Below are 24,170 nucleotides of genomic sequence, written 5' to 3'. Positions count from 1 at the left end.
AGCCGGCAGGGGCCCGTGTGACAGGTGGTTCGGAGCACCCCTCGGCATCAGGTAGAGTTTTCTCTGTCAGCAGGCGCCGCTAGCTCAGTTGGTTAGAGCAGCTGACTCTTAATCAGCGGGTCCGGGGTTCGAGTCCCTGGCGGCGCACAGACAGACGAAGGCCCTCACCGATCGGTGAGGGCCTTCGTCGTACGGCCCGTAGCATGGGAGGCCGCGCCCGGCGGGCGCGTCGCAGAGCAGACCGGAGGGGAGGAGCGCACGTGTCACAGCGTCGCCGCCCGACGGCTGCCGCCGTGCTCCTGCTCCTCCTCGCCGTGGTCTTCGCCCCCGCCCTCAGCGGCGCGGGCCCCTCCGCCGCCGCCCCCGCGGGCCCCTCGGCCTTCGCCGCCTTCGCGGCGGCGCACGCTCCTGCTCCCCCTGCCGGCCCGGCCGCCGTCGGCAGACCCGAGGCCGCTCCCCGCGCGGACCCCGGGACCACCGGCGGCACCTGCCGCCAGCAGGATGTCCCCCTCAAGGGCGCCGAGGCGGCCGTCGCGCACGGCCACGGCGACCCGCTCACCGGCCCCGGCGCCCCGCGCACGGCGCTGCCGCAGACGCACGCCCCGCAGGCCGGGCCGGCCAGGGCCCCGCCCGCGCCGGTCGCCGGCTGCGCCGAGCTGCTCCCCGTCCTACGGATCTAGACCGCTCCGCCACGGCCCCGCACGGGCCGTGCTCCAGCATGCCCAGATTCCGTACGACCCATGGAGCTCCACCCTCATGTCCGCACGCATCTCCACGCCCTCCCGCCGCCTCGCGGCCATCGGCGCCGTCCTCGCCCTCGTCGTGGCGCTCGTCGCCGCCGGCATCGCCATCGGCAAGAGCGCGGGCGGCGGCTCCGGCAAGCCGAAGGCGGCCGGCGACGACGCCGCGCTCACCTACGACCCGCAGCAGCCCACCTACGACCAGCTGGAGAAGGCCACCAGCCGCCGCACGGACGGCGACCCGCTGGCGATCGGCAGGACCGACGCCCCCGTCGTCCTCGTCGAGTACGCCGACTACCAGTGCTCGTACTGCGGCCGCTTCACCCGTGAGACCCAGCCCGAGCTGATCAAGAAGTACGTGGACGAGGGGACCCTGCGCGTCGAGTTCCGCAACTTCCCGATCTTCGGCAAGGACTCCGAGCGGGCCGCCCGCGCCTCCTGGGCCGCCGGGCGGCAGGGCCGCTTCTGGCAGTTCCACGACGAGGTCTTCGCCAAGCTCCGCAAGGGCGACGCGCTGGCCGAGGACAAGCTGGCCGAGCTGGCGGAGAAGGCCGGAGTGAAGGACCTGGACCGGTTCCGCACCGACCTCAACGGCTCCGACGCCGCGGCCGCGGTCAAGAAGGACCAGGAGGAGGGCTACTCCCTCGGCGTCCAGTCCACCCCGACCTTCATCGTCGGCGGCCGGCCCCTCGCCGGCGCCCAGCCGCTGAAGGAGTTCGAGGCCGCCATCGCCCGGGCCAAGGCCGTCCGGGCGGCCAAGGACGGCGACCCGGCGACGCAGAAGTCCGGCAAGTGAACGACATCGGCTACCTCGCCGCCTTCCTCGGCGGCGCCCTCGCCCTGGTCAGCCCGTGCAGTGCGCTGCTGCTGCCGGCCTTCTTCGCCTACTCGCTCGCGACCCCGGGCCGGCTGCTGGCCCGTACCGGCGTCTTCTACCTCGGGCTCGCGACCACCCTCGTGCCGCTCGGTGCGGCCTCCACCGCCGCCAGCCGGCTCTTCAACGGCCACCGCGAACTGCTGATCACCATCGGCGGCTGGGTGGTCGTGGCGATGGGCCTCGCGCAGATATGCGGGCTGGGCTTCGCCTCGAAGAAGGCCCAGGAGGCGGCCGGGCGCATCACGCCCCGCTCGGCCGCGTCCACCTTCCTGCTGGGCTGCGTCTACGGGCTGGCCGGCTTCTGCGCCGGGCCGATCCTCGGCGCGGTCCTCACGGTGACCGCCGTCAACGGCAATCCGGTGTACGGGGCGTCGATGCTCGCCGTCTACGCGCTGGGCATGGCGTTGCCGCTGTTCGTGCTGGCGCTGTTCTGGGACCGGTTCCAGCTGGGCGGCCGGCGCTGGCTGCGCGGCCGGGAGCTGCGGCTGGGCCCGCTGCGGCTGCACACCACCTCCCTGGTGTCGGGGCTGTTCTTCATCGGGATCGGGGTGCTCTTCCTCGGCTACGGCGGAACGACCGGGCTGCCGTCGCCGGTGGACGCCGACCAGGAGTTCCGGCTGGAGGAGCTCGCCACCCGGGTGGGCAACGCCGTGCCCGACTACGCCCTGCTGGCCGTGGTCGCGCTGGTGATCGCGGGGGTGCTGGCCCGGTACGCGCTCAAGCGCGACCCGGAGGAGTGAGCGGGCGGGCGGGTGCCGTGGGGCGGGCCGGGCGCCGGCCGCCCCACGGCCGTCCGTCCCTCCGTCCGGTTCAGAACCGGACGTCGGAACAGGCGTAGAACGCGTTGCCCGTGTCAGCGATCGTCCACACCGCGAGGATCAGCTGCTTGCCCGTCCTTCCCGCGGGGAGCTTGCCCTGGTGGGTGACGGTGGCGTCCGGGACCCGGCCGTTGTAGGGGACCGTCAGGAACGGCTGCGGTTCGAGATCGGAGCGGGTGAGCGGTCTGGTGGGGTCGTAGTGGCCGTTGGTGAGGTAGTAGCGGAAGTCGGTGGTGGCGTGGCGGGCGGTGAGCTTCCAGCGGAAGGAGTAGCTCTGGCCGCCGGTGACCGTGGTGGCCGGCCAGTTCCCGCCGCGGGGGTCGTCGAGTTCGGCGAAGCGGCTGTTGCCGCCCGCGCAGAGCGTGCCGTCGGCGGGGCCGCGGGACGGGAAGCCTTTGGGGCCCTCGACGGACTGGGGTTCCCACTGGATCTCGCCGCAGTCCTGCACGGTGCCCTGGGCGCAGAGCACCTGCCGGCTGGTGGGCGCGTCCGTGTAGCCGTGGCTGCCGGCGCTTCCGGTGGGGACGAGCAGGAGACACGCGGCGCCTGAGCCGATGATCGCCGCACTGATCTTTTTGCGCATGGCGCACTCCTCGGAGAACGTGGGGGGTTCTGGGAGTCGAGTGAATCGCGGTCTAGACCAGGGCAGACGCTAGTACCGGCCAATAGTCATGTCCAGGCCAAAATCACGGTCCGAGTGCGGATCGTTACCCAGCCGGGCCTGCGGGCCGCTTCTTCGTCCGCTTGGTCCGGACGGGTGACGGACGACCGTACAGCTGGGGGTCGTAGAGGGCGAAACCGGAGAGGCGCACCTTGGTGCCCGGGCGGGCGGCCTCGACGTAGCGCCCGCCGCCCAGATAGAGGGCGACGTGGTGCACGCCGGAGGCCCGGCCGTTGGTGGACCAGAAGACCAGGTCGCCGCGGCGCAGTGCGCTGCGCGGGATGTGCCGGGTGGCGCGGTACTGGTCGGCGGCCACCCGCGGCAGCCTGACACCGGCCCGGCGGTACGCCTGCTGCACGAGCCCGGAACAGTCCCAGCGCCTCGGTCCGGTACCCCCGTAGACGTAAGGGTCACCCACATGGCGCAGCGCATAGGACACAGCCCGCTCCACGTCCGGCCGCGGGGCCTGCGCGACGCGCGGCGGCCGGGCCTCCTGAACAGCGGGCGCCTGCGGGGCGGCGAGGGCCCGTAGGGCAGCGGCGCGGGGCCTGGGCGCGGCGGGGGCGGCGAGGGGGGCGGCGGGCGTCTCCGACGCGACCGGCTCGCGGGCGCCGGTCGGCGCCCTGGGGGCCGTTGCAGCCTTGCCGGCCGTCGACATCCTGGGCGGGGCCGGGCGCCCGGGGGCGGATGGTGCCGCGGGCGCGCCCGGCGCCCCGTGCCCGGCCGGGACGTCGGCGTGCGGCGTCCCGGATCCATGCGGGACCTCGGGGGTGGGCGGCACCCCGCGCCCGGGCCGGGACTCAGGGGCCGGCGGGGCTCCGGGCTCGCCCGGTTCGTGGGTGGGGGCCGGGTCGGGCGGGTCGGCGGCGGCCGACGTCGCCCCTGCGCCGACGATCAGCGCCGCCCCCACGGCCGTCATCAGTGCGCCACGGGCGGCGCGCGGCCGCGGCCGGGCGCTCTCGGTGGGTATCTCCCCTGCGTCCTCTGTTCCCTCGGGCATCTCGCTACCGCCCTTCCTCCGGTTCACCCCTCCCGTATCGCACGGCACAGCTTCTCAACGGCAGAAAAAGACCGCACGTCGCGCCCCGATTACCCTACGTAAGCATTATCCGGGCATTACGGGGTATACCGGCCGTCGATGCGGCCCCACGGCCCCACCGGGACACCATCGGAGCCGGCCGCCCCGGCACGGGTGGTCAGAAGCACCCCCGAACGTCAGGTAGAGTTTTCTCTGTCAGCAGGCGCCGCTAGCTCAGTTGGTTAGAGCAGCTGACTCTTAATCAGCGGGTCCGGGGTTCGAGTCCCTGGCGGCGCACGCGAGACTTAGGGCTCCTCACCACTGGTGAGGAGCCCTAAGTCGTTCCTTGAGCGATACGAACACACAGGCGTGCCAACCGTGACCACTTGGGCAACGTTCGCACGCATCTTCGTTCGACGTACCGCTTTGCCCGGTAAACACCTTGTTTCACCCTTGCGATCATGATGAACGGTCCGAGATCCTGAAACGCACAGCTACACCCAATGTCACTTTCTGACCAGTGACTTGGGGCCAGTGAGTTGGGCGGTGCCGGGGGGAGCCGGCACCGGCGCGCGCCCGCACGGTCATAGGGGGGTCGGCGGGCTCTTGGACAGGCACACACGCAGTCACCATGCGTGCGGGGGGAATGACTGATGACGTCCACGCCTGCCGACGCCCGGCAGCAGACCTACGATCCATCGGTGACGACGCGCCTGCGCGTCCCCGCCCCGGCCGCCCCGGCGGCCACCGGCGGCGCGGGGAACCGGCCGCAGCCCCCGGATCCACCCGGTCCCCCACTTCCGCACCGACGCCCCGAGCGGCCCCGCTTCGACTACGAGCACTACAGCCGCCTGGCCGGGCCCCTGACCGACCCCCCTCCGGACCCGGGCCCCTACCGCGTCCGTTACCGCAGCCTCCTGGCCGACGAGCCGCACCGCATCCAGGCGGCGCTGCTGCTGGGAGCGGCCCCCGTGGTCTCGCTGGGCCTGCTGATCTGGCTGATGCAGCCCGCGCACTGGACCCAGCGGGAGAACGGCACCCTGCTGATGCGCGTCCTCGACACCGTGATGCTGGTGTCGATCGGACTGATCGAGCTCTTCCGCACGCTCAACGTCACGTCCAACGCCCACGCCACCCTCGTCGCCCGTGATCCGATACCGGTCGTTCCCGAAACCGGCACCAGAGTCGCCTTCCTGACCTCCTTCGTGCCGGGCAAGGAACCGATCGGGATGGTCACCAGAACGCTCGAAGCGGCGGTCCGCGTCCGCCACCGCGGTCCCGTCCACGTATGGCTGCTCGACGAGGGCGACGACCCCGAGGTCAAGGCCGTCTGCGCCCGGCTGGGGGTGCGCCACTTCTCCCGCAAGGGCATCGAGAAATGGAATCTCCCCAAGGGCCCGCACCGGGCGAGAACCAAGCACGGCAATTACAACGCCTGGCTCGACGCGCACGGCGACGACTACGACTTCTTCGCCTCCGTCGACACCGATCACGTGCCGCTTCCCAACTTCCTGGAGCGGATGCTCGGTTACTTCCGTGACCCGGATGTCGCCTTTGTCGTTGGACCTCAGGTGTACGGGAACTACGACGCGGCGGTCACCAAAGCGGCCGAAAGCCAGCAGTTCCTCTTCCACGCCCTCATTCAGCGCGCCGGCAACCGCTACGGCGCCCCCATGTTCGTCGGCACCAACAATGCGGTGCGCATCAGTGCCCTCAAGGGCATCGGCGGCCTGTACGACTCGATCACCGAGGACATGGCCACCGGATTCGAGCTGCACCGGCACCGCAATCCGGCCACGGGCAAGAAATGGCGCTCGGTCTACACCCCGGACGTGCTCGCCGTCGGCGAGGGCCCGAACGCCTGGACGGACTTCTTCACCCAGCAGCTGCGCTGGTCCCGGGGAACGTACGAGACCATCATCAAGCAGTACTGGAAGGGGCCCTTCACCCTCTCGCCGGGGAAGTTCCTCAATTACACGCTGATGGTCATCTACTACCCCATGACCGCGCTCAACTGGATGCTCGGCGCCCTCAGTTGCGCCCTCTTCCTGGGGCTCGGCGCATCCGGGATCTCCATCAATTCCCAGGTCTGGATGATGCTCTACAGCGACGCGGCCGCCCTCCAGATCGGCCTCTACATCTGGAACCGCCGGCACAACGTCTCCCCGCACGAGCCCGAGGGCTCCGGCGGGCTCGCCGGCATGGTGATGTCCGCGCTCTCCGCACCCGTCTACGCCCGTTCCCTCACCGACGCGGTCCTGCGCCGCAAGAGCAGGTTCGTGGTGACGCCGAAGGGCGACTCGTCCAGCCCCGACACCCTCTTCGGCACGTTCCGCATCCACCTCTTCTTCCTGCTCGTCTTCGGCGGATCGCTGGTGGCGTCCTTCGTCCTCGGCCACACCCACGTGGCGATGCGCACCTGGGCGGTGCTCGCCCTGGCGGTCACCGTGGCCCCGATCCTCGCCTGGTGGTGGACCGTCTACCGTGCCGAGCACCCCGAGGGAGCCCGTCAGCAATGAGATTCACACCGAGCCGCCGCACCCGCCGCACCGTGGCCGGTGCGGCGGTCGTGGTCGCCCTGACGGGGATGAACGGGCCGGCGCTCTGGGGCTACGCCTCCGACCAGTACCACGATTACAAGATCAATCAACCCAAGTACAAGGCGAAGAACGGCCACTGGGACGTCGTGGACGTGCCCAGCGAATATCGCATCAATACGATTCACGCCGCCCTGCTGCACACCGGCAAGGTGCTGCTGGTGGCGGGTTCCGGGAACAACGCCGCGAATTTCAAGGCCAAGTCCTTCCGCACGGTCCTGTGGGACCCGCGCACGAACGCCTTCAAGAACATCCCCACGCCCAAGGACCTGTTCTGCGCCGGCCACACCCAGCTGGCCGACGGCAAGCTCCTGGTGGCCGGCGGCACCCAGCGCTACGAAAAGCTGGAGGGCGACGTCACCAAGGCCGGCGGCCTGATGGTCGTCCACAACGAGAACCCCGACAAGCCGATGACGTTCCCGGCCGGCACCCGCTTCACGGGCAAGGGGAGCCACAAGACCTTCGAGTCGAAGGACGCGGTGCTCGTGCCGCGCGCCAGGAAGGAGGGCGAGGGCGACCAGGTCAAGGTCACCGCCAGCACCGCACGCGTCTACGTGGAGGCACTGGAGCAGGGCCACGAGTACGAGACCGGGACCACCGACAATTTCCGCATCGAAGGGCTCAGCGGCCCCGACGCCCAGAATGCGTACGGCATCGCCAACAAGCTCTCCTTCGACAAGAAGGACTTCCAGGGCATCAGGGACAGCTTCGAATTCGACCCGGTCGCCGAGCGCTACGTCACGGTCGACCCGATGGAAGAGGCCCGCTGGTATCCGACGCTGACCACGCTTCAGGACGGAAAGGTCCTCTCCGTCTCCGGCCTCGACGAGATCGGCCAGGTCGTCCCCGGGAAGAACGAGATCTACGACCCGGCCACCAAGAAGTGGTCCTACCTGCCCAAGGAGCGCTTCTTCCCCACCTATCCGGCCCTCTTCCTCGCCGGCCGGAACAAGGTCTTCTACACCGGCTCCAACGCCGGCTACGGACCGGCCGACAAGGGCCGCGTCCCCGGCCTGTGGAACGTGGAGAGCAACGAGTTCACCGAGGTTCCCGGCATCAGCGACCCGGACGTCCTGGAGACGTCGATGTCCGTCCTCCTCCCGCCCGCGCAGAAGCAGCGCTACATGGTCCTGGGCGGCGGCGGGGTCGGCGAGGACCGCAAGTCCACCGCCAGGACGCGCATCGTCGACCTGCGCGAGGAGAAGCCCCGCTTCCACGACGGGCCCGACCTCTACGCCAAGGTCCGCTACCCCAGCAGCGTCATCCTGCCCGACGACACCGTGCTCACCACGAACGGCTCGGGCGACTACCGGGGCCGCAGCGACTCCAACGTCCTGCAGGCCGAGCTCTACGACCCCGCGTCCAACGCCACCCGCCCCGTCGCCGACCCGCTCGTGGGCCGCAACTACCACTCCGGCGCGCTGCTGCTGCCGGACGGGCGCGTGATGACGTTCGGCTCCGACTCGCTGTTCGGTGACGCGGCCAACACCAAGGCGGGCACCTTCCAGCAGCAGATCGACCTCTACACCCCGCCCTACCGCTTCCGCGAGGGGCGGCCCGAGATCAAGGACACGGGCCCCCGCACCGTCAGGCTCGGCGAGCAGACCACGTACCGCACGAGCGACCCGAAGGACATCGTCCGGGCCCGGCTCATCCGGCCGGGCTCGTTCACCCACGTCACCAACATCGAGCAGCGCTCGATCGCCCTGGACATGACGAAGACCGCGGACGGCGTCACCCTCACCGTCCCGCAGGACCCGGCCCTGGTGCCGCCCGGCTGGTACATGCTCAACGTGGTCGACGGGAAGGGCACGCCGTCGGAGGCGGTGTGGGTGAAGGTCCCGGTGGCCGAGGAGCCGTCGTCGTGAGGGCCGGCCCGCGGCCGACGGGGGCGACGGGTCCGACGGGGCCGGTCAGCGGGCGTTGCGGGCCAGTTCGAGGGCGTAGGTCTCCCACCACTGGCCGGCGTCCGGGCCGCCCTTGCAGGCGCCGTCCGACTCCCCCGGCCGCTTGACCCACAGGTAGGCGTCGACCTGCCGGTCCCCGGTGCGGGTGGTCGGCGGCTCGCCGAGCGCCCGGCCGGAGGGGTTGCACCACGCCTTCTCGTGGTCGCCGCCGGACAGCGGCCCGTTGCCGTTGCGGCTGGTGTCGATGACGAAGTGCTTGCCGCCCACCAGCCGGGAGAGCCGGTGGCCGTAGTCCTTGCTGTCCTCGGTGGTCTGGAAGTTGGAGACATTGAGCGCGAAGCCGTCGGCCTGCTCGATGCCGGCCCTCCGCAGCGGCTCGGCCATCCGGTCGACGGGAGTGACCCAGCTCGGGTTGCCGGCGTCCAGGTACACCCTCGTCCTCGGCAGCGCCTTGAGCTTGCCGACGGCCTCCTTGAGCAGCGCGAACCGCTCCTCGTGGTACTCCTGCGGCGTGCAGCCGTCCTCCATGTGCGGCAGGGCGTCCGGCTCCAGGATCACGGTCGCCGGGCGGTCGCCGATGCCCCTGACCGCCCGGTCCAGCCAGGCCCGGTAGGCGTCGCCGTCGGAGGCGCCGCCCTGGGAGTACTGGCCGCAGTCGCGGTGCGGGATGTTGTAGAGGACCAGCAGTGCGTCCCGGTCGGCCCTGACCGCGGCCTCCGTGAAGCCGCGGGTCTGCCCCTCGGGGTCGTCGATGCCCACCCATTCCGCGACCGGCTGACTGGCGATCTTCTGGAGCAGCTCGGCGTCGGCGTCCTTGCCCGACCGGCGCAGCCGCGCGGCCTCCTTCGCCGCCGTCCCGTCCGGGTTCACCCAGAAGGGAGAATGCGCCTTGGGCTGCTGGCGGGCGGGCTGCTGCGAGGCGGGGGCGGCCTCCTTCTCCGGCGCCTCGTCCGAGGAGGAACAGCCGGAGACCGCGAGAAGGAGGAGCACCCCCACCGCTCCGGCCCGCGCCGCGGCCCTGCGGCTGCGGCGGGTGTGACCGGTGTTGCTGCCGTACATCCACTCCCCCTTGGGTTTCCTGCCTCTGGAGGTGCCGTTGGAGGTGCCGTTCCCATGCTGGCACAGACGTGCCCCCGGCCGAGGGCAGTCGTGCCACGACACGGTCCTCGGTCGCCCTCTTGGGCGACGGTCACACGTCCGGCACGGTGCCCGTCAGATAGGCGGAGACGACGAGGTTGGCGCTGTACGCGCGGCGGGCACGGTCGTAGTCGCCGCCGCAGGTGATCAGGCGCAGTTCGGCGCGGCCCGCCCGGCGCGGGCCGTAGACCTTCGCGGCGTCGAAGCGGTTCTTGGTGAAGACCCGGACGTCCTCGACGGTGAACTCGGCCGTGGAGCCGTCCGCGCGGTCGACGGCGATCGTCTGGCCGCGTTTGAGGGAGCCGAGTCCGTAGAAGACGCCCGGCGCCCGGTCGGTGTCCAGGTGCCCGACGAGGACGGCGGCGCCGCGGGTGCCCGGCTCGGGGCCGTCGCGGTACCAGGCGACGGTGTTGGGCCGGTCGTACGGGGGCGGTTCGACGGCGCCCGCCCGGTTCAGGCCGTGGCCCTCGACCGTGGCCCGCACGTTCATCGCGGGGATGGCCAGGCCCTGGGGGAGGGCGCCCGGCAGCGGCCGGTGGGGCGGGGGCAGGGCGGCGCCGGCCGGGCGGCCCACGGCGGCGACGTCCCCGGTCGTGGGGGCGGAGGCCATCGGCACCTCGGTGATGTCCCGGCCCCACATCCACAGCGCAACCAGCAGCGCGGCCCAGGCCGCCCCCGTCAGGAGGCGGCCCGCTCCGCTCGGGCGGTCCTCGGACATGGCCCGCGGCTCACTGCCGCGCGTTGGTGCGCCGCCGGTACCAGATCAGGCCGCCGGCGATGGCCGCGGTCGTGCCGGCCAGCACGAGCCCAGGGGTGTCGGGGGCCTCGGCGGTGGCCGCGGTGCCGCCGGCCCCGGCGGGGACGGGGGCGACGGGCGAGGAGTACAGGCCGTGGGGTTCCCGGCCGCCGCGGTCACCGTGGTCGCCCCGTTCACCCCGTTCACCGCGTTCGCCCCGTTCACCGCGTTCGCCGTGGTCTCCCCGGTCGGGACGGTCGGAGCGGTCGTAGCCGCCGTCACGGTCGGCGGAGGAGCGCGGGCCGGACTGGTCGCTGCCGTCGGTGACGACGGTCAGCTTGCCGACGGCGGCGGCGTCGTAGCCGTCGCACCGCACGCGCACCGGGTACGTGCCGGCCGACGCGGTCTGGCGGACGGTCGCCTCGGCGAACATCCCGGCGGAGTCCCTGGTGAGCCGGGCGTCGTGGACGAACGCCTCCGAGCTGGCGGTGGCCCGTTCGCTGGCGCAGCCGGAGATGCGCAGCTGCACCTCGGCGCCGGGTCTGCTGGTGACAGAGGTGAGCTCAATGGTTCCGGACATGGTGACGGGGCCGTCATGGGCATGAGCGGGGGCCGCGCAGACGGCGAGCGCGGCCGTCAGGGCGCCACAGAGGGCGAAGCGGACTGTAGCCATGGTGAACCTCCTGGTATCCAGAGGTTCACCCGGTGCCGCACCGGCTCGCATCCGCTCCGTAGCGGTATTGCTCCATTCGGCGAGCGCGTAAGCCCGGCGGGTGGCTGCCGGGGCGCAACCGGCTCACACCGGCGCCCGGCTCAGGCGCCCGGCTCAGATGAGGGTGACCAGGTCCGCGATCGAGTCGACCACGCGCGACGGGCGGAAGGGGTAGGTGTCGACCTCTTCGGCGCGGGTCAGGCCCGTCAGCACCAGGAAGGTCTCCATGCCGGCCTCCAGGCCGGCCAGGATGTCCGTGTCCATCCGGTCGCCGATCATGGCGCTGCTCTCGGAGTGCGCGCCGATGGCGTTGAGGCCGGCCCGCATCATGAGGGGGTTCGGCTTGCCGACGAAGTAGGGGTCGCGGCCGGTCGCCTTGGTGATCAGCGCGGCGACGGAGCCCGTGGCGGGGAGGGCGCCCTCGGCGGAGGGGCCGGTCTCGTCGGGGTTGGTGGCGATGAAACGGGCGCCGTTGTTGATGAGCCGGATCGCCTTGGTGAGCGCCTCGAAGCTGTACGTCCGTGTCTCTCCCAGCACGACGTAGTCGGGGTCCGCGTCGGTGAGGACGTACCCGATGTCGTGCAGGGCGGTGGTCAGGCCGGCCTCGCCGATGACGTAGGCGGTGCCGCCGGGACGCTGGTCGTCCAGGAACTGGGCGGTGGCCAGGGCGGAGGTCCAGATGTTGGGCACCGGCACGTCCAGGCCGATCCGCTGCAGGCGGGCGTGCAGGTCGCGGGGCGTGTAGATCGAGTTGTTGGTGAGCACGAGGAAGGGCTTGCCGGACTCGCGCAGGCCCTTGATGAAGGCGTCCGCCCCGGGCACCGGGATGCCCTCGTGCATCAGGACACCGTCCATGTCGGTGAGCCAGGACTGGATCGGCTTGCGCTCTGCCACTGTGCGACTCCTGCCGTGCTGTGCCCATCGCTGGGACCCGGGGACGCCGGAGCGGCGCAACTCGTACGCCGCCCCGACACCCCCAGCCTAATCAGTCGGCCGGAAGCGCCCCCCACGAAGGTTCATCCTGCGACTATCCCCCCACACGGGGGGTGAGGGTCGGCGCAGCGGCGGTGGAGCGGCGGCGAGGACCCGGAATGGCCCGCCCCGCCACGCCGTGGGAGTGCCACGCACTCCCGGATATCGGCGCATGTGTCCCGAGTGCCCCGCTCCGTACGGTGTGTGATGCCCGCCCTGTGTCGGCAGGGCGCACCCCATCGAAGGAGAGAGGGGGCACCCCCTTGCTCGCACCCAACGACGCGGTGATCACACGCGTGATCACGACGACGCACGACGGCGACGTCGCCACCTGCAGGCCGAACATCTGCTGCCACGGACCCGTGGCCAAGTTCAAGGTCTGCGTGGAGATCATCGCCGGCAACTACATCGGCAACTCGTGCCTTCCGTACACGCTCAGCCTGCACTGCATCGACGAGTGCCTGGCGGAGCCCAACAAGGACATGAGCCGCCTGGGCCAGATCCAGCACTTCTCCAAGAACGACGGCTGGAAGCTCAACGGCTGCAAGGGAACGTACGTCAGGTGGGTGTGCTTCACCATCGACGTGCCGCCCAAGCTTCCCGGGTGCCACGTCTTCCACTATGTCGTCACCCTGTGCGACAAGCGCGGCACCATCGCGTCCTTCCGTCACAGCGCGCCGTTCATCCTGGGCGCGCACGAGAACACGGAGTGCTGACCGGCTGCTCGACCCGCTGATCAGTGATCCGCTCCGGGCGGCGGCCGCACCCCCGCCGCCGCCCGGACCTCCTCCTGCACCGCCGCCGCGCGGCGGCGCACGGCCCGCGTGCCGAGCAGGACGGCCGTGCCGCCGGCCAGCAGGGCGCAGGCGGTGGCGCCGATGCCGTACAGCGGAAGGGCGTCGCCGGTATCGGCCAGTGCGGGCGGGTCGTCGTCGCTGCCCCTGTTGCCCCCGCCGCCGGGCACGGCGGCCCGGTTCGTGTGCCCGGGACGGGCGCCGCTGCCGGGTCGTGCGGGCTCCACGGCGAAGGCGTAGTCGTCCGACTCCCCGACCCACGCCCCGTCGTCGCCGCGCTTCTGCACCGCGGTGACGTTGGCGGTGACCGGTCCGGTGGGGGCGTCGTCCGCGAAGGCCAGGCGCAGGGGCACGGTGACCGCGCCGTGCGGGGGCACGACGAACCCGGGGAAGCCGGCCGCGTCCCCCGCGGAACCGCCGCCCAGCACCCCGACGTTCTCGGCCTCCTCCGTCCGCTCGAACGTGACGGGCAGCCAGCGCGTGCCGCCCGCGTCGTAGAAGTCGAGGTGGATGTGGCCGGGTTCGAGCGCGCGGCCCTTGTCGGACAGGACGGCGACGGGGTGGACGTCCCGGCATTCGGCGTCGGTGGCGTTGCGCAGCTCCAGCCGCCAGGTCCGCGGGGCGCCCCCGCGTTCGTACGCGCCCGGTCCGCCGCTCAGCCGCGAGCCGATGGGGAACTGCGCGCTGCGGGGATCCCCGCAGGGCGACTGTGGCTGCGGGGCGTCGGCGGCGGAACGTGCCGCGCCGCCCGCCGCACCGAGGACCAGCAGGGCCGCGCCGACGAGGAGGGCGCGCCGGACGGGCCCGGGGAGGCGGGGCGGGGACAACGCGAACATCGCAGCCATCGCGGACCTTTGCGGGTGGGGACTCCGGTCGTCGTACGCGCCCCATCCCATCCCGCCCGCGCCGCCCGGCTGCCGCGCGGCGCGGGGTCGTGCCGCCGACCGGGCGTCACATCCCACCCGGTAGGCCGATTGTCGTTTCATCCGGCCGGGCGTCCTCGTCGGCATCGGGGGCCGGGCCGGCGCGGCCGAACAACGGGGCGAGGACGAGCGCGGCCGCTCCCTCGGCGACGGTGCGGTCGCCGCCGGGGGCGACGGCGACGGGCACGGTGGGCGGGAGTTCGGAGCGCACGCCCCGCAGGTACGGCTCGGGGTCGGCCAGGACCGTCCGGCCGCCGAGCAGCACGAGGTCGATGTCGAGCAGCTGGACGAGGTTGGCCGCGGCGACGCCGAGGAGGCGGGCGGCGCGGGGGGCGTCCCCGCCGGCGGCGGCGCGCAGGCACAGGACCTCGACGCACCCGCGCCGGCCACAGGGACACGGCGGCCCGTCGAGCTGCAGCACCTGGTGCCCGAACTCCCCCGCCCCGGTCCGGGACCCCCGGTGGACCGCGCCCCCGAGGACGAGGCCGGCACCGAGCCCGGTGCCGAGGTGGAGGTAGGCGAAGGAGTCCGCACCACGGCCGGCGCCGCGCGGCCCGCGCAGGAGGCCGAGGGCGGCGGCGTTGGTGTCCTTGTCGAGAAGGACGGCCAGCCCGAGCCGCCGGGCGAGAGCGTCCCGGAGGGGGAAACCGTCCCATTGCGGGAAGCCGGTGACGCGGTGCAGCACACCCCGCCGGTGATCGAGCGGCCCGGGCGCGGCGACGCCGACACCGAGCAGGGTGGCGGGGGCCGGGGGCTCCCCGGGGGCAGCCCCCGTACCGGCGGCCGGCCTCGGTCCCGTCCCGGCCGCCGGGACCGGCGCCGCGCCGCCGGCCGGCATCGCCGCCGCACGGGCGGCCGTTGCGGGGCCCGCGCCCGTGGCCGAGGCCGCGGGCGCCGTCTCCGCGCCCCGCACCGCCCTCCCCTCGGCCCAGAGGGCGTGGATCTCGGTCGCCGCCGTGTCGAGGACCGCTTCCGCGCCCGCGCCGAAGGCGAGGGGGGCTGTGCGGGTCGCGACGACGGTGCCCGCCAGGTCGACCAGGGTGGCCGTGAGCGCGTCGCGGTCGACGTGGAGGCCGACCGCGTACGCCGCGCCGGGCACCAGCCTCAGCACGGTCGCCGGTTTGCCGCCCGTGGACGAGCGGCGGCCCGCGGCGGTCGCGAGGCCGGCGTCCCGCAGCCGGGCGGTGATCTTGCTGACGGCCTGCGGGGTCAGGCCGGTGCCCGCGGCCAGCTCCGCCCGGCTGGCGCCCCGCTCCCCCGCGTCGCGCAGCAGGCCGAGCACGACAGCGGCATTGTGGTCGCGCAGGGCGGCGAGGTTGGCGCCGGGACGCCCGGTACGGAGAGTGCTCACAGGCCACATTCTCCCCCGCACTTGCACTTACGCAACACTGTTGCCAAAGTGAAGGGCATGGACGATGACACCACCGCCACCCCGCACGCCGCCCCCCTCCGCGTCGGCCTGATCGGCTACGGGCTGGCGGGCTCCGTCTTCCACGCCCCGCTCGTCGCCGCGACGGACGGCCTCGTCCTCGACACGGTCGTCACGGCCAACCCCGAGCGGCAGGAGCAGGCGCGCGCCGAACACCCGCAGGTGCGCACGGCCGACACGGCGGACGCGCTCCTGGCCCGCGCCGGCGAGCTCGACCTGGTCGTCATCGCCTCCCCCAACCGCACCCACGTGCCGTTCGCCCGCGCGGCCCTCGAAGCCGGCCTGCCGGTCGTCGTCGACAAGCCGCTGGCCGCGACCGCCGCCGAGGCACGGTCGCTGGCGGCGCTGGCGGACAGCCGGGGGCTGCTGCTCAGCGCCTTCCAGAACCGCCGCTGGGACAACGACTTCCGCACCGTCGCCCGGCTGATCGCCGACGGGGCGTTCGGGCAGGTCCAGCGCTTCGAGTCCCGCTTCGAGCGCTGGCGCCCCCTCCCCAAGGGCGGCTGGCGCGAGTCCGGCGACCCGGCCGAGGTCGGCGGCATCCTCTACGACCTGGGCAGTCACCTCGTCGACCAGGCCCTCGTCCTCTTCGGCCCGGCCACCACCGTCTACGCCGAGGTCGACGTGCGCCGGGCGGGCACGGAGGCCGACGACGACGCCTTCATCGCCCTCACCCACCGCGGCGGCGTCCGCTCCCACCTGTGGATGAGCGCCACCACCGCCCAGCTCGGGCCGCGCTTCCGCGTCCTCGGCGACATGGCCGGTTACGTCAAGTACGGGCTCGACCCCCAGGAGGCCGCACTCCGCGAGGGCCTGCGGCCGGGCGACGGGACGGAGTGGGGCGTGGAGTCCGAGACGTCGTGGGGCCGCCTGGGTGCGGGCGAGTCGCCGCTGACCGGCGGCGGCGAACCGGTACCGACGCTTCCGGGCGACTACCCCGCGTACTACGCCGCGATCGCGGAGGCGCTGCGCACGGGCGGCCGCCCGCCGGTCACGGCCGGGGAGGCGGCGGAGGGGCTGCGCGTGCTGGAGGCGGCCAGGGCGTCGGCGGCCGAGGGCCGCACGGTCACGCTGGCGGAGGCCGGACGGTGAGCGACGCCGGCCCGGACGGGAACGACGAGGTCGGCCGCCTGGAGGACGACGAACGGCGTCTGGTCCTCGACCGCTTCGACCACGACGACGCCTGGCGCCTGGGCGTGCTGCTGACCGGCCTGGCCCGCGAGCGCGGAGCGGCGGTGGCCGTCGCCATCCACCACGGCCCGCAGCGCCTCTTCCACTGCGCGCTGCCCGGCACCTCGGCCGACAACGACGCCTGGCTCGACCGCAAGTGCCGCGTCGTCAGCCGCTACGCCGCCTCGTCCTTCCTGGTCGGCGCCCGCTTCCGGGCCAAGGGCCGCACGTTCGAGGACGCCTCGCGCCTGGACCCCGACCGCTACGCCGCGCACGGAGGCGCCTTCCCGCTGCGCGTGCGGGGTACGGGCGTGGTGGGCGCGGTGGCGGTGTCGGGGCTGTCCCAGGCGGAGGACCATGCGCTGGTGGTGGAGGCGCTGGAGCGGTTCCTGGCGCAGTAGAGCAGGGGGAAGCGGCCGCGGGCCCGGCGGTCATTCCCAGCGGGGGTGGGGCCGCTGGCGGTGCAGGATGACGAGGGCCATGCCGGCGCCGGTCGTCATCAGGGCGGCGCCGAGGACCATGTCCGTGCTCATCGGCGGGCCGCCGTGCGCGAGTTCGTGGCCGTCGCCGGCCACCGGGACGTTGGGCGCCGGGGCGCCGGCGTGCGGGACGGGGAGGCGGGCCCCCGCCTCGGGCGTGGGGGCCGTGCCGCAGTCGGGGAGGCGGCCGGTGAAGGGGTAGGCGTGGATGGACGGGCCCGCCGCGCCCGCCGACTCGTGCACCAGCGAACCTGCCGTGAAGAGCCGGCCGTTGATCCCCGGCAGGCTCAGGTGCGTGAGGCTGGAGCGGCGGCCGACGAGGAGGGAGCCGTCGAGCTGGCCGGTGCCGGCGAGCCTCACCTCCCGCGCGTCGGGGACGTTCCACAGGAGCCGTTCCCGCTGGACGCCGGTCACCCTGGCGGCGGAGGTGCTGATGGTCTGCGCCTCGCTGCCGGGGCGGATGAGGTTGACGAGGACGGTCGCGCGGGCGGGGATGCGCGCGAAGCTCAGGTTCTGCGGGCCGCCGCCGGGGGCGGTGAGGTCGAAGGGGACGGTGAAGACCTGCAGGGCGGAGGTGCCGTCGCCGGTGAAGACCGTGGCGGCGCCGTGGTTGACGGCCGTGCCGGTGGCCTTGCGGGCGACGCCCTTGTCGTAGGCGTAGCAGGTGCTCGTGGCGGTCAGCTCCTCGCGCAGGCCCTGGACGGCCGCGACCGCCGCGAGGTCGTGCGCCGCCTTCGGGCTCACCGTGCCCGGGCCCGTCGCCTTGCCGGCGTACGTCACGGTCCCGGTGACCGCGCCCTCCTCCGCCACCAGCCGCTGGCCGGCCGCGAGCTTGAGGTCACCGCCGACGCGCAGGAACGCCGAGCCGTTGTCCGGGGGCACCCGCGAGCCGTGGCCGGCGACGCCCACGTGGTAGGCGGGCGACGGCCCGGCGCCCTTGGCCAGGTCGAAGTCGCCGAGGACGACGACCCGGCCCTCGGCCGCGGCCGCGGCCTGGCGCACGGCGTAGTCACCGCCGACGAAGACGTTGACGCCGTTGTCCCGGCCCTTGACCGGGCCGTTGTGCGGCTCGGGGTACGCGCCCGGGCACGCGCCCGGCACGCAGGGGCCCGGCCCGGCCGCCACCGGCTCGGCCCGGCCCGCCTCCGGCGCGGTGAACGCGCCGGCCAGCAGCGTGCCTCCGATGGCGGCCAGGGTGGCCAGGACCGTGGCCACGGGACGGGACACCCGACGTCGTGCGCACCCGTTCTGAGACATATACGAAAATATGCCTAAAGCTGTGGGGGGAACTCCGCAGCACACGCGCTCCCGCCCCCGGACGGAGCAACACCCGGATCGCGGTCACGCCCCCGCCTACGCCCACCCACGGCGGCGCCCACGGCCACGGCCACGACCACGGCGGCGCCACGGACGGGCCGTGCCGCCGTCACGCGTCCTTCAGCACCTGCCGCTGCCGCCCCAGCCCGTCGATCTCCAGCTCCACCACGTCCCCGGCCCGCAGGTACGGCTTCGGATCAGGGCGGCCGAGCGCCACGCCCGCGGGGGTTCCGGTGTTGATGACGTCGCCCGGGTACAGCGTCATGAAGTGGCTGACGTACCGCACGAGGTGCGCCACCGGGAAGATCTGCTGCGCCGTGCTCGATTCCTGCATCAGCTCGCCGTTGACCCACAGCCGCATGCCCAGCGCCTGCGGGTCGGGTATCTCGTCCGCGGTCACCAGCCAGGGCCCGAGGGGGTTGAACGTCTCGCAGTTCTTGCCCTTGTCCCACTGGCCGCCGCGCTCGTTCTGGAACTCCCGCTCGGAGACGTCGTGGGCCACGGCGTAGCCCGCGACGGCCGCCATGGCCTCCGCGTCCGTCCGCAGGTAGCGGGCGGTCCGTCCGATGACGACGGCCAGCTCGACCTCCCAGTCGGTCTTCTCGCTGCCGCGCGGCACGAGCACGGTGTCGTCCGGGCCGACGACCGTGTCCGGTGCCTTCAGGAACACCAGCGGCTCGGCCGGCGGCCGCACCCCCGTCGCGGCCACGAGATCGCGGTAGTTCACGCCGATGCCCACGATCTTGCCGATCCGGGCGACGGGCGGGCCCGTCCGCAGCCCCGGCTCGTCCAGCGCGGGCAGGATGCGCGCCCCCACGGCCGCCCGGATGCGCGACAGCGCGGACGCGTCGGCGAGGAGTGCCCCGTCCACGTCCGGTACCAGTGCCGACAGGTCGCGCAGGACTCCGTCCTCGTCGAGCAGCGCGGGGCGTTCCGCTCCCGCGGGTCCGACACGCAGCAGCCTCATCGCTCCAACTCCCGTAGTCGTTCGTGTCACCCGTCGCGCCGGCCCCAGCCGATCGTCCAAGAACGGAGGGTCTCTCCGCAAGGGCCGTTTCGGCCTGTGGACCCTCAGGCGGCGGAACGCCGGCGCTTGCCCGCCGCCTGCGACGTGCCCGCCGCCTGCGACGTGCCCGCCGCCTGCCGCTTGCCCTCCGGCTCCGTCCGCTTCTCCGCCGTGCCCAGCGGCTGCAGCCACGCCCGCTCCACCGCCGACCACGTCGTGGTCGTCACCAGGTACAGGCCGGCCGCCAGCGGCACCACGGCGGCCGTGACCAGCGTGCCGAACGACAGCAGCGGCAGCACCTTGGCCATCGCCGCCATCCCCGGCACCTGCACGTCCTCCGCGCCCGGCACCGGCAGGTCCCCGGCCGCCTTGCGGTTGCGCAGGAACGTCCACGTCGCCACCGCGCCCACCAGCGCGAACAGGCCCAGGTACACCAGCCCCTGCGCCCCCACGAGGCCGCCGTCGCCCAGCGCGTCCGCCCACCGGCCGCCCAGCGGCGCGCCCAGCAGCGTGTGCTCCAGCAGGTCGCCGCCTCCGTCGCCGGTCGAGAACAGGTGGTACATCACGTAGAACACCGGCAGCTGGACGAGCATCGGCAGACAGCCCGCCAGCGGTGACGTGCCCTCCTTCCGGTACAGCTCGGCCACTGCCCGCTGCAGCCGCTCGGGGTCCTTCCCGTGCTTGCGCTTCAGCTCCGCGAGGCGCGGGGCGAGCTCGGCGCGCCGTTGGCCGCCCTTGACCGCCGACCGGGTCAGGGGGTGCAGCGCCAGCCGCACCGCGCAGGTGAACACCACGATCGCCCCCGCCGTCGCCGAGGCGCCCAGCACGGGGTCGAGCGCATCGGCGAGGTGGGTGAGGAGCGAGCCGAGCGAAGTGAAGAGAGGAGAGAAGACGGACATGGTGAGTGAGCCCTCCACGGGTCTCGTCGTGCCGAAGGAAGCAAGGGAATCGGCGTGACGAGCCGCGCGGCGACGCAGCCCTGCAGGGGAAACCCCGGACAACGACGGGGAGTCCCCGGACAACAAGGGGAGTCCCCGGAGAACGGGAGCGGGATGCGGGATGCGTCTACGCGGTCGTCGGGACGGGACGACCGGGTGCCCGGGGCCGTCGGCGGCCCTGCGCATCGGGATCGCGCTGGGCGAGGAACGCCGTGCGCAATTCCCGGTCCCGTATCGCGGTGCGTATGCGGGTCGGGGTGAGCGGGCCGCCCGCGCGGGCGGCCGCCACGGCGACGGCGCACAGCACCAGCGCGGCCGCGACGGCGGTGGTGGCGGCGAGCGCGACGGCGGACAGCAGGCCCGTCTGGGCCAGCAGCACCTCGGAGAACAGGAAGAGGAGCACACTGATGTGTGTCCGGTGCGCACGGAATGCCCGCAGCATCGTCAGCCCCCCTTGCCCGTTCGCCAGTTCAGTGGTTCACCAGTTCAGTCGTTCCGATGGTAGACGGCCCCACTGACAGCCGTCCCCTCCGGGGTCCCCTCCCGCCCGGGATCCGCCGCCAGGACCTCGTCGTCCGGCCGCGCGTCCACCGGCTGCGGGCCCCACCACGACACGGCCAGCGCCACGACGACGTTCACCGCCAGCGCCAGTGCGCCCGCGTTCACCCCCCACACCGGATCGTGTTCGGTGAACACCAGCCCGCACACCAGCGCACCGCCCGTCGCCAGGCCGCTCAGCGCGCCCCACAGCGTCAGCCGCCGCCACGCCAGGCCCAGCAGGATCATGGGCACGAGCTGGGCCATGCCCTCGTACGAGATGAGCGAGAGCCGCACGAGCGTGTTCGGTTCGGTGTACGTCAGCACCAGCGCCAGCACGCCGGAGACCACCACGACGACCTGCGCCGCCACCTTCTGCCGGTCCGGCCGCCCGGCCAGCGCCGGCACGGCCCCCAGCACGCTCTTGCCCCACATCGTGCCGATGACCAGCATGAACACCGCCATCGGCACGATCGACGACAGCGCCGCCGCCACCCCGATCACCCCGACCGCCCAGGCCGGCAGCGAATCGACGACCAGCTTGAACAGGGCCAGGTTGGACCCGGCCCCCGTCAGCCCCGGCACCACGAAGGCCGCCGCCAGGCCGAGCAGCATCGGCACGAACAGCAGCACGTTGTAGAAGGGCAGCAGCATGGCGTTGCGCCGCAGCGCATCCGCGTTGCGGGCGCTCAGGTAGCCCGCCACGGTCGTCGGGAAGATGACGACCGTCAGGGAGTTGAGGAAGCTGGTCGTGACGAACCAGCCGGCGCCGAGGCCGCTGCCGCCGTGACCGGTGAAGGTCAGCCAGTCCGGCTTCTCGGCCACGAGACGGTCCAGGAAGGGCCCGTAGCCGTCGAAGTAGTGCACGGGGACGTAGAGGGCGAGGAAGCCGAGCGTGGCGATGACCAGCACGTCCTTGAGCACCGACACCCACGCGCTGCCGCGCAGGCCGCTCACCACGACGAAGCCCGTGGTCACCGCGAAGGCGATGAAGTAGGCCCAGTTCAGGCTGATCGCCCCGTAGGAGATGGTCGAGACGACCACGCCCATTCCGGTGATCTGCAGCTGGATGTAGGGCAGGAGGCAGACCGTCGCCAGGACCGCCACCAGGGTGCCGAGCCAGGGCCTGTCGTAGCGGTGCGCCACCATGTCGGTGATGTTCACGAGGCCATGGCGGCGGGCGTACGACCACAGCATCGGGCCGACGACGTAGCCGATGGCGTAGCCGCAGGAGAGGTACGCGATGACGTACAGGACCGGGGCGCCGTGGTTGTAGCCCCAGCCCGCGGCACCGAGGTAGCTGAAGCTGGTGTAGCCCTCACCGGCCATCAGGACCCAGATGAAGACCGTGCCGAGGCTGCGGCCGCCCACGGACCACTCGGCGAGCCCGCCGGTGCGGCCGTGGCCGCGGACGGCCAGCAGGCCGAGCACCACGGTCAGGACCATGAAACCGCCGAAGACGGCCGTCGCGACGGTGGCGTTCGTGCTCACGCGCGGCCTCGCTTGCGGTCGCCCCGCCAGGCGAGGAAGACGGCGGCCGGGGTCAGCAGCGTCGCCAGCAGGAGCCAGAAGAAGAGGAAGGGCAGGCCGAGGACCGTGGGGTGCACCCGGTCCGCCAGCGGCAGGGCGGCCAGGTAGAGCCCGTACGGGGCCAGGAGCCACAACAGGTGGGGACGTTTCTTCAACACGTCGTCGACCCTAGGGCGCGAAGGGGGCGCCCGCCCGCCCCTTCACGCCCCCAGCAGCCCCGACGCCGTGTAGATCAGCAGGCCCGCCAGCGCACCCACCACCGTGCCGTTGATGCGGATGAACTGCAGGTCCCGGCCGATGTGCGCCTCGATCTTGCGCGAGGTCTGTTCCGCGTCCCAGCTCGCCACCGTGTCCGTGATCAGGGACGTGATCTCGTCGCGGTACGTCGTCACGACGTACACGGCCGCGTCCTCCAGCCAGCCGTCCACCTTCGCCCGCAGCCGCTCGTCGGCCGTCATCCGGGCGCCCAGCGAGAGGATCGAGGCACGGGTGCGCAGCCGCAGTTCGCTGCGCTCGTCCTCCGCAGCGGCCACGATCATCGCCCGGACCGAGGACCACGCCGAGGCGATGATGTCCTGCACCTCGCCGCGGCCGAGGACCTCGGTCTTCAGCCGCTCGACGCGCGCCCGCGTGTCCTCGTCGGTCTGCAGGTCGTGCGCGAAGTCGGCGAGGAAGCGGTCGACCGCCGCGCGCGCCGGGTGCTCGGGCATGTCGCGCATCTCGGTGGCGAAGCGCAGCAGCTCCTTGTAGACGCGCTCGCCGACCTTGCGGTCCACGAAGCGCGGCGTCCAGCCCGGTGCACCGCCCGCGACGGCGGCCATGACGGAGTCGCTGTGCTCCACGAGCCAGTCGTGGGCGCGGACGCACACCAGGTCGACGACCTTGCGGTGGCCGCCGTCGGCGACGACCTTCTCCAGCATCGCGCCGATGCCGGGCGCGACCTCGGCGGCGTCGGCGCGGCGGGTGATGGCCTCGCCCACGACGGCCTGCACGTCGGAGTCGCGCAGGACGCGCAGCGCGCCGCGCAGGGCGGTGGCGAGCTCGGCGGTCACCCGGTCGGCGTGGGCCGGCCGGGCGAGCCAGGCGGCGAGGCGGGAGCCGATGCCGACCGCCCGCAGCCGCAGGCGCACCACGTCCCCGGAGAGGAAGTTCTCGCCCACGAAGTCGCCGAGGCTCTGCCCGAGCTGGTCCTTCTTGGTGGGGATGATGGCCGTGTGCGGGATGGGCAGGCCCATCGGGCGCCGGAAGAGCGCGGTGACGGCGAACCAGTCGGCGAGCGCGCCCACCATGCCCGCCTCGGCCGCGGCCGCCACGTAGCCGGCCCAGCCACCGGCGCCGGTGGCCCGTGCCCAGGTGGCGAGTGCGTAGACGGCGGCGACGGCGAGCAGCAGTCCGGTCGCGGTGGTCTTCATCCGGCGCACTCCGCGGCGCTTGTCCTCGTCCGCCGCGCTGTAGGTGAATCCGCCGGGCCGGGCGGGCATCACCCCCTCGGCGGCGCCCGGACCGCCAGCAGCGGCAGGCGGCTCCTGTCCATGGGAGCGTTTCATCCACACCACCACCCGTTCCGGCTGTCCTCACGTGCATTGTCCCTACCCGACCGACTCGGGGAACGCCCGAAGAGTTCCCCGCGTCTGACAAGTCGCCCATGACATGTCACGAGCACGTGCTGCGAGGCTCCTGCCCCGCGGCCGTCCGGTCACCCCCGGAGTGTCACGCTCCGCGATCCTTCAGGAGACATCCGCCGATGAAGAGGCCCTCCCTGCCGCGCGCGGCGTTCGCCGTGCTCGCCGCGCTGGCGGCCGTGGTGACGGCCGTGGCGGTCGTCATGAGCGGCGGGTCGGGCGGCCGGGGCGGCGGGAGCGCGGGCGGGCC

General features: G+C 73.1%; 23 protein-coding genes and 2 tRNA genes. 10 read left to right on the top strand and 15 right to left on the bottom strand.

Annotated features, from left to right (window positions below; translation table 11 throughout):
- The first annotated feature begins 73 nt into the window (after nt 1–73).
- The 4 genes from LE181_RS25975 (at nt 74) to LE181_RS25960 (ending at nt 2,357) form a co-directional block, all read left to right on the top strand.
- A tRNA-Lys gene (locus LE181_RS25975) sits at nt 74–147 on the top strand.
- A gap of 113 nt (nt 148–260) precedes the next feature.
- Nucleotides 261–680, top strand: coding sequence for a hypothetical protein (locus LE181_RS25970; RefSeq protein ID WP_225663923.1), 420 nt, complete (start codon nt 261–263; stop codon nt 678–680).
- Between the two features lie 76 nt (nt 681–756).
- Entirely contained in the window at nt 757–1,536 is a 780-nt protein-coding gene (locus tag LE181_RS25965; protein WP_225663922.1) for a DsbA family protein, read from the top strand.
- Nucleotides 1,533–2,357 carry a cytochrome c biogenesis CcdA family protein gene (locus LE181_RS25960; protein WP_225663921.1) on the top strand — a complete coding sequence of 275 codons (825 nt, stop codon included), beginning with the start codon at nt 1,533–1,535 and terminating at the stop codon, nt 2,355–2,357. The genes LE181_RS25965 and LE181_RS25960 overlap by 4 nt, the downstream gene beginning before the upstream one ends.
- Nucleotides 2,358–2,427: 70 nt before the next feature.
- Here LE181_RS25960 and LE181_RS25955 read toward each other — a convergent pair whose 3' ends face one another.
- Together LE181_RS25955 and LE181_RS25950 are read right to left on the bottom strand one after the other, a co-directional pair.
- A complete protein-coding gene (locus tag LE181_RS25955; protein ID WP_225663920.1) occupies nt 2,428–3,018 on the bottom strand; it encodes a lytic polysaccharide monooxygenase auxiliary activity family 9 protein in 591 nt (196 codons plus the stop codon).
- Nucleotides 3,019–3,142: 124 nt separating this feature from the next.
- Nucleotides 3,143–4,096, bottom strand: a complete 954-nt coding sequence (locus LE181_RS25950) for a C40 family peptidase (RefSeq protein WP_225663919.1) — start codon at nt 4,094–4,096, stop codon at nt 3,143–3,145.
- A gap of 241 nt (nt 4,097–4,337) precedes the next feature.
- Between LE181_RS25950 and LE181_RS25945 the strand changes: the two genes are divergently transcribed.
- The 3 genes from LE181_RS25945 to glxA all read left to right on the top strand — a co-directional run bounded on the left by LE181_RS25945 (nt 4,338) and on the right by glxA (nt 8,579).
- Nucleotides 4,338–4,411 (top strand) — tRNA-Lys (locus LE181_RS25945).
- Nucleotides 4,412–4,767: 356 nt separating this feature from the next.
- A complete protein-coding gene (locus tag LE181_RS25940; RefSeq protein WP_225663918.1) occupies nt 4,768–6,633 on the top strand; it encodes a glycosyltransferase family 2 protein in 1,866 nt (621 codons plus the stop codon).
- Nucleotides 6,630–8,579, top strand: a complete 1,950-nt coding sequence (gene glxA, locus LE181_RS25935) for a radical copper oxidase GlxA (protein ID WP_225663917.1) — start codon at nt 6,630–6,632, stop codon at nt 8,577–8,579. Before LE181_RS25940 ends, glxA begins: the two co-directional genes overlap by 4 nt.
- Nucleotides 8,580–8,624: 45 nt before the next feature.
- Here glxA and LE181_RS25930 read toward each other — a convergent pair whose 3' ends face one another.
- From LE181_RS25930 to LE181_RS25915, 4 genes are all read right to left on the bottom strand, one after another.
- Nucleotides 8,625–9,677 (bottom strand): glycoside hydrolase family 6 protein, encoded by a 1,053-nt coding sequence (locus tag LE181_RS25930; protein WP_225663916.1) that lies wholly within the window; start codon nt 9,675–9,677, stop codon nt 8,625–8,627.
- Nucleotides 9,678–9,807: 130 nt separating this feature from the next.
- Complete coding sequence (locus LE181_RS25925) at nt 9,808–10,473, bottom strand: class F sortase (protein WP_225663915.1); 666 nt, start codon at nt 10,471–10,473, stop codon at nt 9,808–9,810.
- 10 nt (nt 10,474–10,483) lie between these two features.
- The gene (locus LE181_RS25920) at nt 10,484–11,164 is read right to left on the bottom strand and encodes a hypothetical protein (RefSeq protein WP_225663914.1); all 681 of its coding nucleotides are present in this window, start codon (nt 11,162–11,164) and stop codon (nt 10,484–10,486) included.
- A gap of 153 nt (nt 11,165–11,317) precedes the next feature.
- The gene (locus tag LE181_RS25915; RefSeq protein WP_225663913.1) at nt 11,318–12,097 is read right to left on the bottom strand and encodes an HAD-IIA family hydrolase; all 780 of its coding nucleotides are present in this window, start codon (nt 12,095–12,097) and stop codon (nt 11,318–11,320) included.
- A 341-nt stretch (nt 12,098–12,438) separates the two neighbouring features.
- Here LE181_RS25915 and LE181_RS25910 point away from each other — a divergent pair, with 341 nt between their 5' ends.
- On the top strand, nt 12,439–12,891 hold the full coding sequence (locus LE181_RS25910) for a hypothetical protein (protein WP_225663912.1): 453 nt from the start codon (nt 12,439–12,441) through the stop codon (nt 12,889–12,891).
- Between the two features lie 20 nt (nt 12,892–12,911).
- Here the strand turns inward: LE181_RS25910 and LE181_RS25905 are convergent, their stop codons facing one another.
- Both LE181_RS25905 and LE181_RS25900 read right to left on the bottom strand, forming a co-directional pair.
- Nucleotides 12,912–13,814 carry a hypothetical protein gene (locus tag LE181_RS25905; RefSeq protein ID WP_225663911.1) on the bottom strand — a complete coding sequence of 301 codons (903 nt, stop codon included), beginning with the start codon at nt 13,812–13,814 and terminating at the stop codon, nt 12,912–12,914.
- A gap of 106 nt (nt 13,815–13,920) precedes the next feature.
- A complete protein-coding gene (locus tag LE181_RS25900; RefSeq protein ID WP_372458501.1) occupies nt 13,921–15,252 on the bottom strand; it encodes an ROK family transcriptional regulator in 1,332 nt (443 codons plus the stop codon).
- A gap of 48 nt (nt 15,253–15,300) precedes the next feature.
- On the opposite strand from LE181_RS25900, the gene LE181_RS25895 reads away from it, so the two are divergent.
- Together LE181_RS25895 and LE181_RS25890 are read left to right on the top strand one after the other, a co-directional pair.
- Nucleotides 15,301–16,413, top strand: a complete 1,113-nt coding sequence (locus tag LE181_RS25895) for a Gfo/Idh/MocA family oxidoreductase (protein WP_225663909.1) — start codon at nt 15,301–15,303, stop codon at nt 16,411–16,413.
- Nucleotides 16,410–16,892, top strand: a complete 483-nt coding sequence (locus LE181_RS25890; protein ID WP_225663908.1) for a heme-degrading domain-containing protein — start codon at nt 16,410–16,412, stop codon at nt 16,890–16,892. Before LE181_RS25895 ends, LE181_RS25890 begins: the two co-directional genes overlap by 4 nt.
- A gap of 30 nt (nt 16,893–16,922) precedes the next feature.
- Here LE181_RS25890 and LE181_RS25885 read toward each other — a convergent pair whose 3' ends face one another.
- The 7 genes from LE181_RS25885 to LE181_RS25855 all read right to left on the bottom strand — a co-directional run bounded on the left by LE181_RS25885 (nt 16,923) and on the right by LE181_RS25855 (nt 23,845).
- Nucleotides 16,923–18,185, bottom strand: coding sequence for a choice-of-anchor A family protein (locus LE181_RS25885; protein ID WP_225663907.1), 1,263 nt, complete (start codon nt 18,183–18,185; stop codon nt 16,923–16,925).
- Nucleotides 18,186–18,396: 211 nt separating this feature from the next.
- Nucleotides 18,397–19,254, bottom strand: a complete 858-nt coding sequence (locus tag LE181_RS25880) for a fumarylacetoacetate hydrolase family protein (protein WP_225663906.1) — start codon at nt 19,252–19,254, stop codon at nt 18,397–18,399.
- A gap of 104 nt (nt 19,255–19,358) precedes the next feature.
- Nucleotides 19,359–20,210: a YidC/Oxa1 family membrane protein insertase gene (locus tag LE181_RS25875; RefSeq protein ID WP_225663905.1), complete on the bottom strand. Its 852-nt coding sequence runs from the start codon at nt 20,208–20,210 to the stop codon at nt 19,359–19,361.
- A 148-nt stretch (nt 20,211–20,358) separates the two neighbouring features.
- Nucleotides 20,359–20,673, bottom strand: a complete 315-nt coding sequence (locus tag LE181_RS25870; RefSeq protein WP_225663904.1) for a DUF6412 domain-containing protein — start codon at nt 20,671–20,673, stop codon at nt 20,359–20,361.
- A 44-nt stretch (nt 20,674–20,717) separates the two neighbouring features.
- A complete protein-coding gene (locus LE181_RS25865; RefSeq protein WP_225663925.1) occupies nt 20,718–22,214 on the bottom strand; it encodes a sodium:solute symporter family protein in 1,497 nt (498 codons plus the stop codon).
- A 41-nt stretch (nt 22,215–22,255) separates the two neighbouring features.
- Entirely contained in the window at nt 22,256–22,456 is a 201-nt protein-coding gene (locus tag LE181_RS25860; RefSeq protein ID WP_225663903.1) for a DUF3311 domain-containing protein, read from the bottom strand.
- 42 nt (nt 22,457–22,498) lie between these two features.
- Nucleotides 22,499–23,845: a DUF445 domain-containing protein gene (locus LE181_RS25855; protein WP_372458500.1), complete on the bottom strand. Its 1,347-nt coding sequence runs from the start codon at nt 23,843–23,845 to the stop codon at nt 22,499–22,501.
- Between the last annotated feature and the right edge of the window lie 325 nt (nt 23,846–24,170).

This window comes from Streptomyces sichuanensis, from assembly GCF_020328095.1.
Taxonomy (GTDB): Bacteria; Actinomycetota; Actinomycetes; order Streptomycetales; family Streptomycetaceae; genus Streptomyces; species Streptomyces cinnamoneus.
This window is presented reverse-complemented; position numbering and strand designations above follow the sequence as displayed.

What these genes read in the sequence shown, in the direction of transcription:
- LE181_RS25930 (WP_225663916.1), bottom strand. Translation starts at nt 9,677, where the DNA reads ATGTACGGCAGCAACACCGGTCACACCCGCCGCAGCCGCAGGGCCGCG.
- LE181_RS25865 (WP_225663925.1), bottom strand. Translation starts at nt 22,214, where the DNA reads ATGGTCCTGACCGTGGTGCTCGGCCTGCTGGCCGTCCGCGGCCACGGC.
- LE181_RS25880 (WP_225663906.1), bottom strand. Translation starts at nt 19,254, where the DNA reads ATGAGGCTGCTGCGTGTCGGACCCGCGGGAGCGGAACGCCCCGCGCTG.
- LE181_RS25965 (WP_225663922.1), top strand. Translation starts at nt 757, where the DNA reads ATGTCCGCACGCATCTCCACGCCCTCCCGCCGCCTCGCGGCCATCGGC.
- glxA (WP_225663917.1), top strand. Translation starts at nt 6,630, where the DNA reads ATGAGATTCACACCGAGCCGCCGCACCCGCCGCACCGTGGCCGGTGCG.
- LE181_RS25895 (WP_225663909.1), top strand. Translation starts at nt 15,301, where the DNA reads ATGGACGATGACACCACCGCCACCCCGCACGCCGCCCCCCTCCGCGTC.
- LE181_RS25940 (WP_225663918.1), top strand. Translation starts at nt 4,768, where the DNA reads ATGACGTCCACGCCTGCCGACGCCCGGCAGCAGACCTACGATCCATCG.
- LE181_RS25955 (WP_225663920.1), bottom strand. Translation starts at nt 3,018, where the DNA reads ATGCGCAAAAAGATCAGTGCGGCGATCATCGGCTCAGGCGCCGCGTGT.
- LE181_RS25920 (WP_225663914.1), bottom strand. Translation starts at nt 11,164, where the DNA reads ATGGCTACAGTCCGCTTCGCCCTCTGTGGCGCCCTGACGGCCGCGCTC.
- LE181_RS25855 (WP_372458500.1), bottom strand. Translation starts at nt 23,845, where the DNA reads ATGAAACGCTCCCATGGACAGGAGCCGCCTGCCGCTGCTGGCGGTCCG.
- LE181_RS25925 (WP_225663915.1), bottom strand. Translation starts at nt 10,473, where the DNA reads ATGTCCGAGGACCGCCCGAGCGGAGCGGGCCGCCTCCTGACGGGGGCG.
- LE181_RS25950 (WP_225663919.1), bottom strand. Translation starts at nt 4,096, where the DNA reads ATGCCCGAGGGAACAGAGGACGCAGGGGAGATACCCACCGAGAGCGCC.
- LE181_RS25870 (WP_225663904.1), bottom strand. Translation starts at nt 20,673, where the DNA reads ATGCTGCGGGCATTCCGTGCGCACCGGACACACATCAGTGTGCTCCTC.
- LE181_RS25900 (WP_372458501.1), bottom strand. Translation starts at nt 15,252, where the DNA reads ATGTGGCCTGTGAGCACTCTCCGTACCGGGCGTCCCGGCGCCAACCTC.
- LE181_RS25905 (WP_225663911.1), bottom strand. Translation starts at nt 13,814, where the DNA reads ATGGCTGCGATGTTCGCGTTGTCCCCGCCCCGCCTCCCCGGGCCCGTC.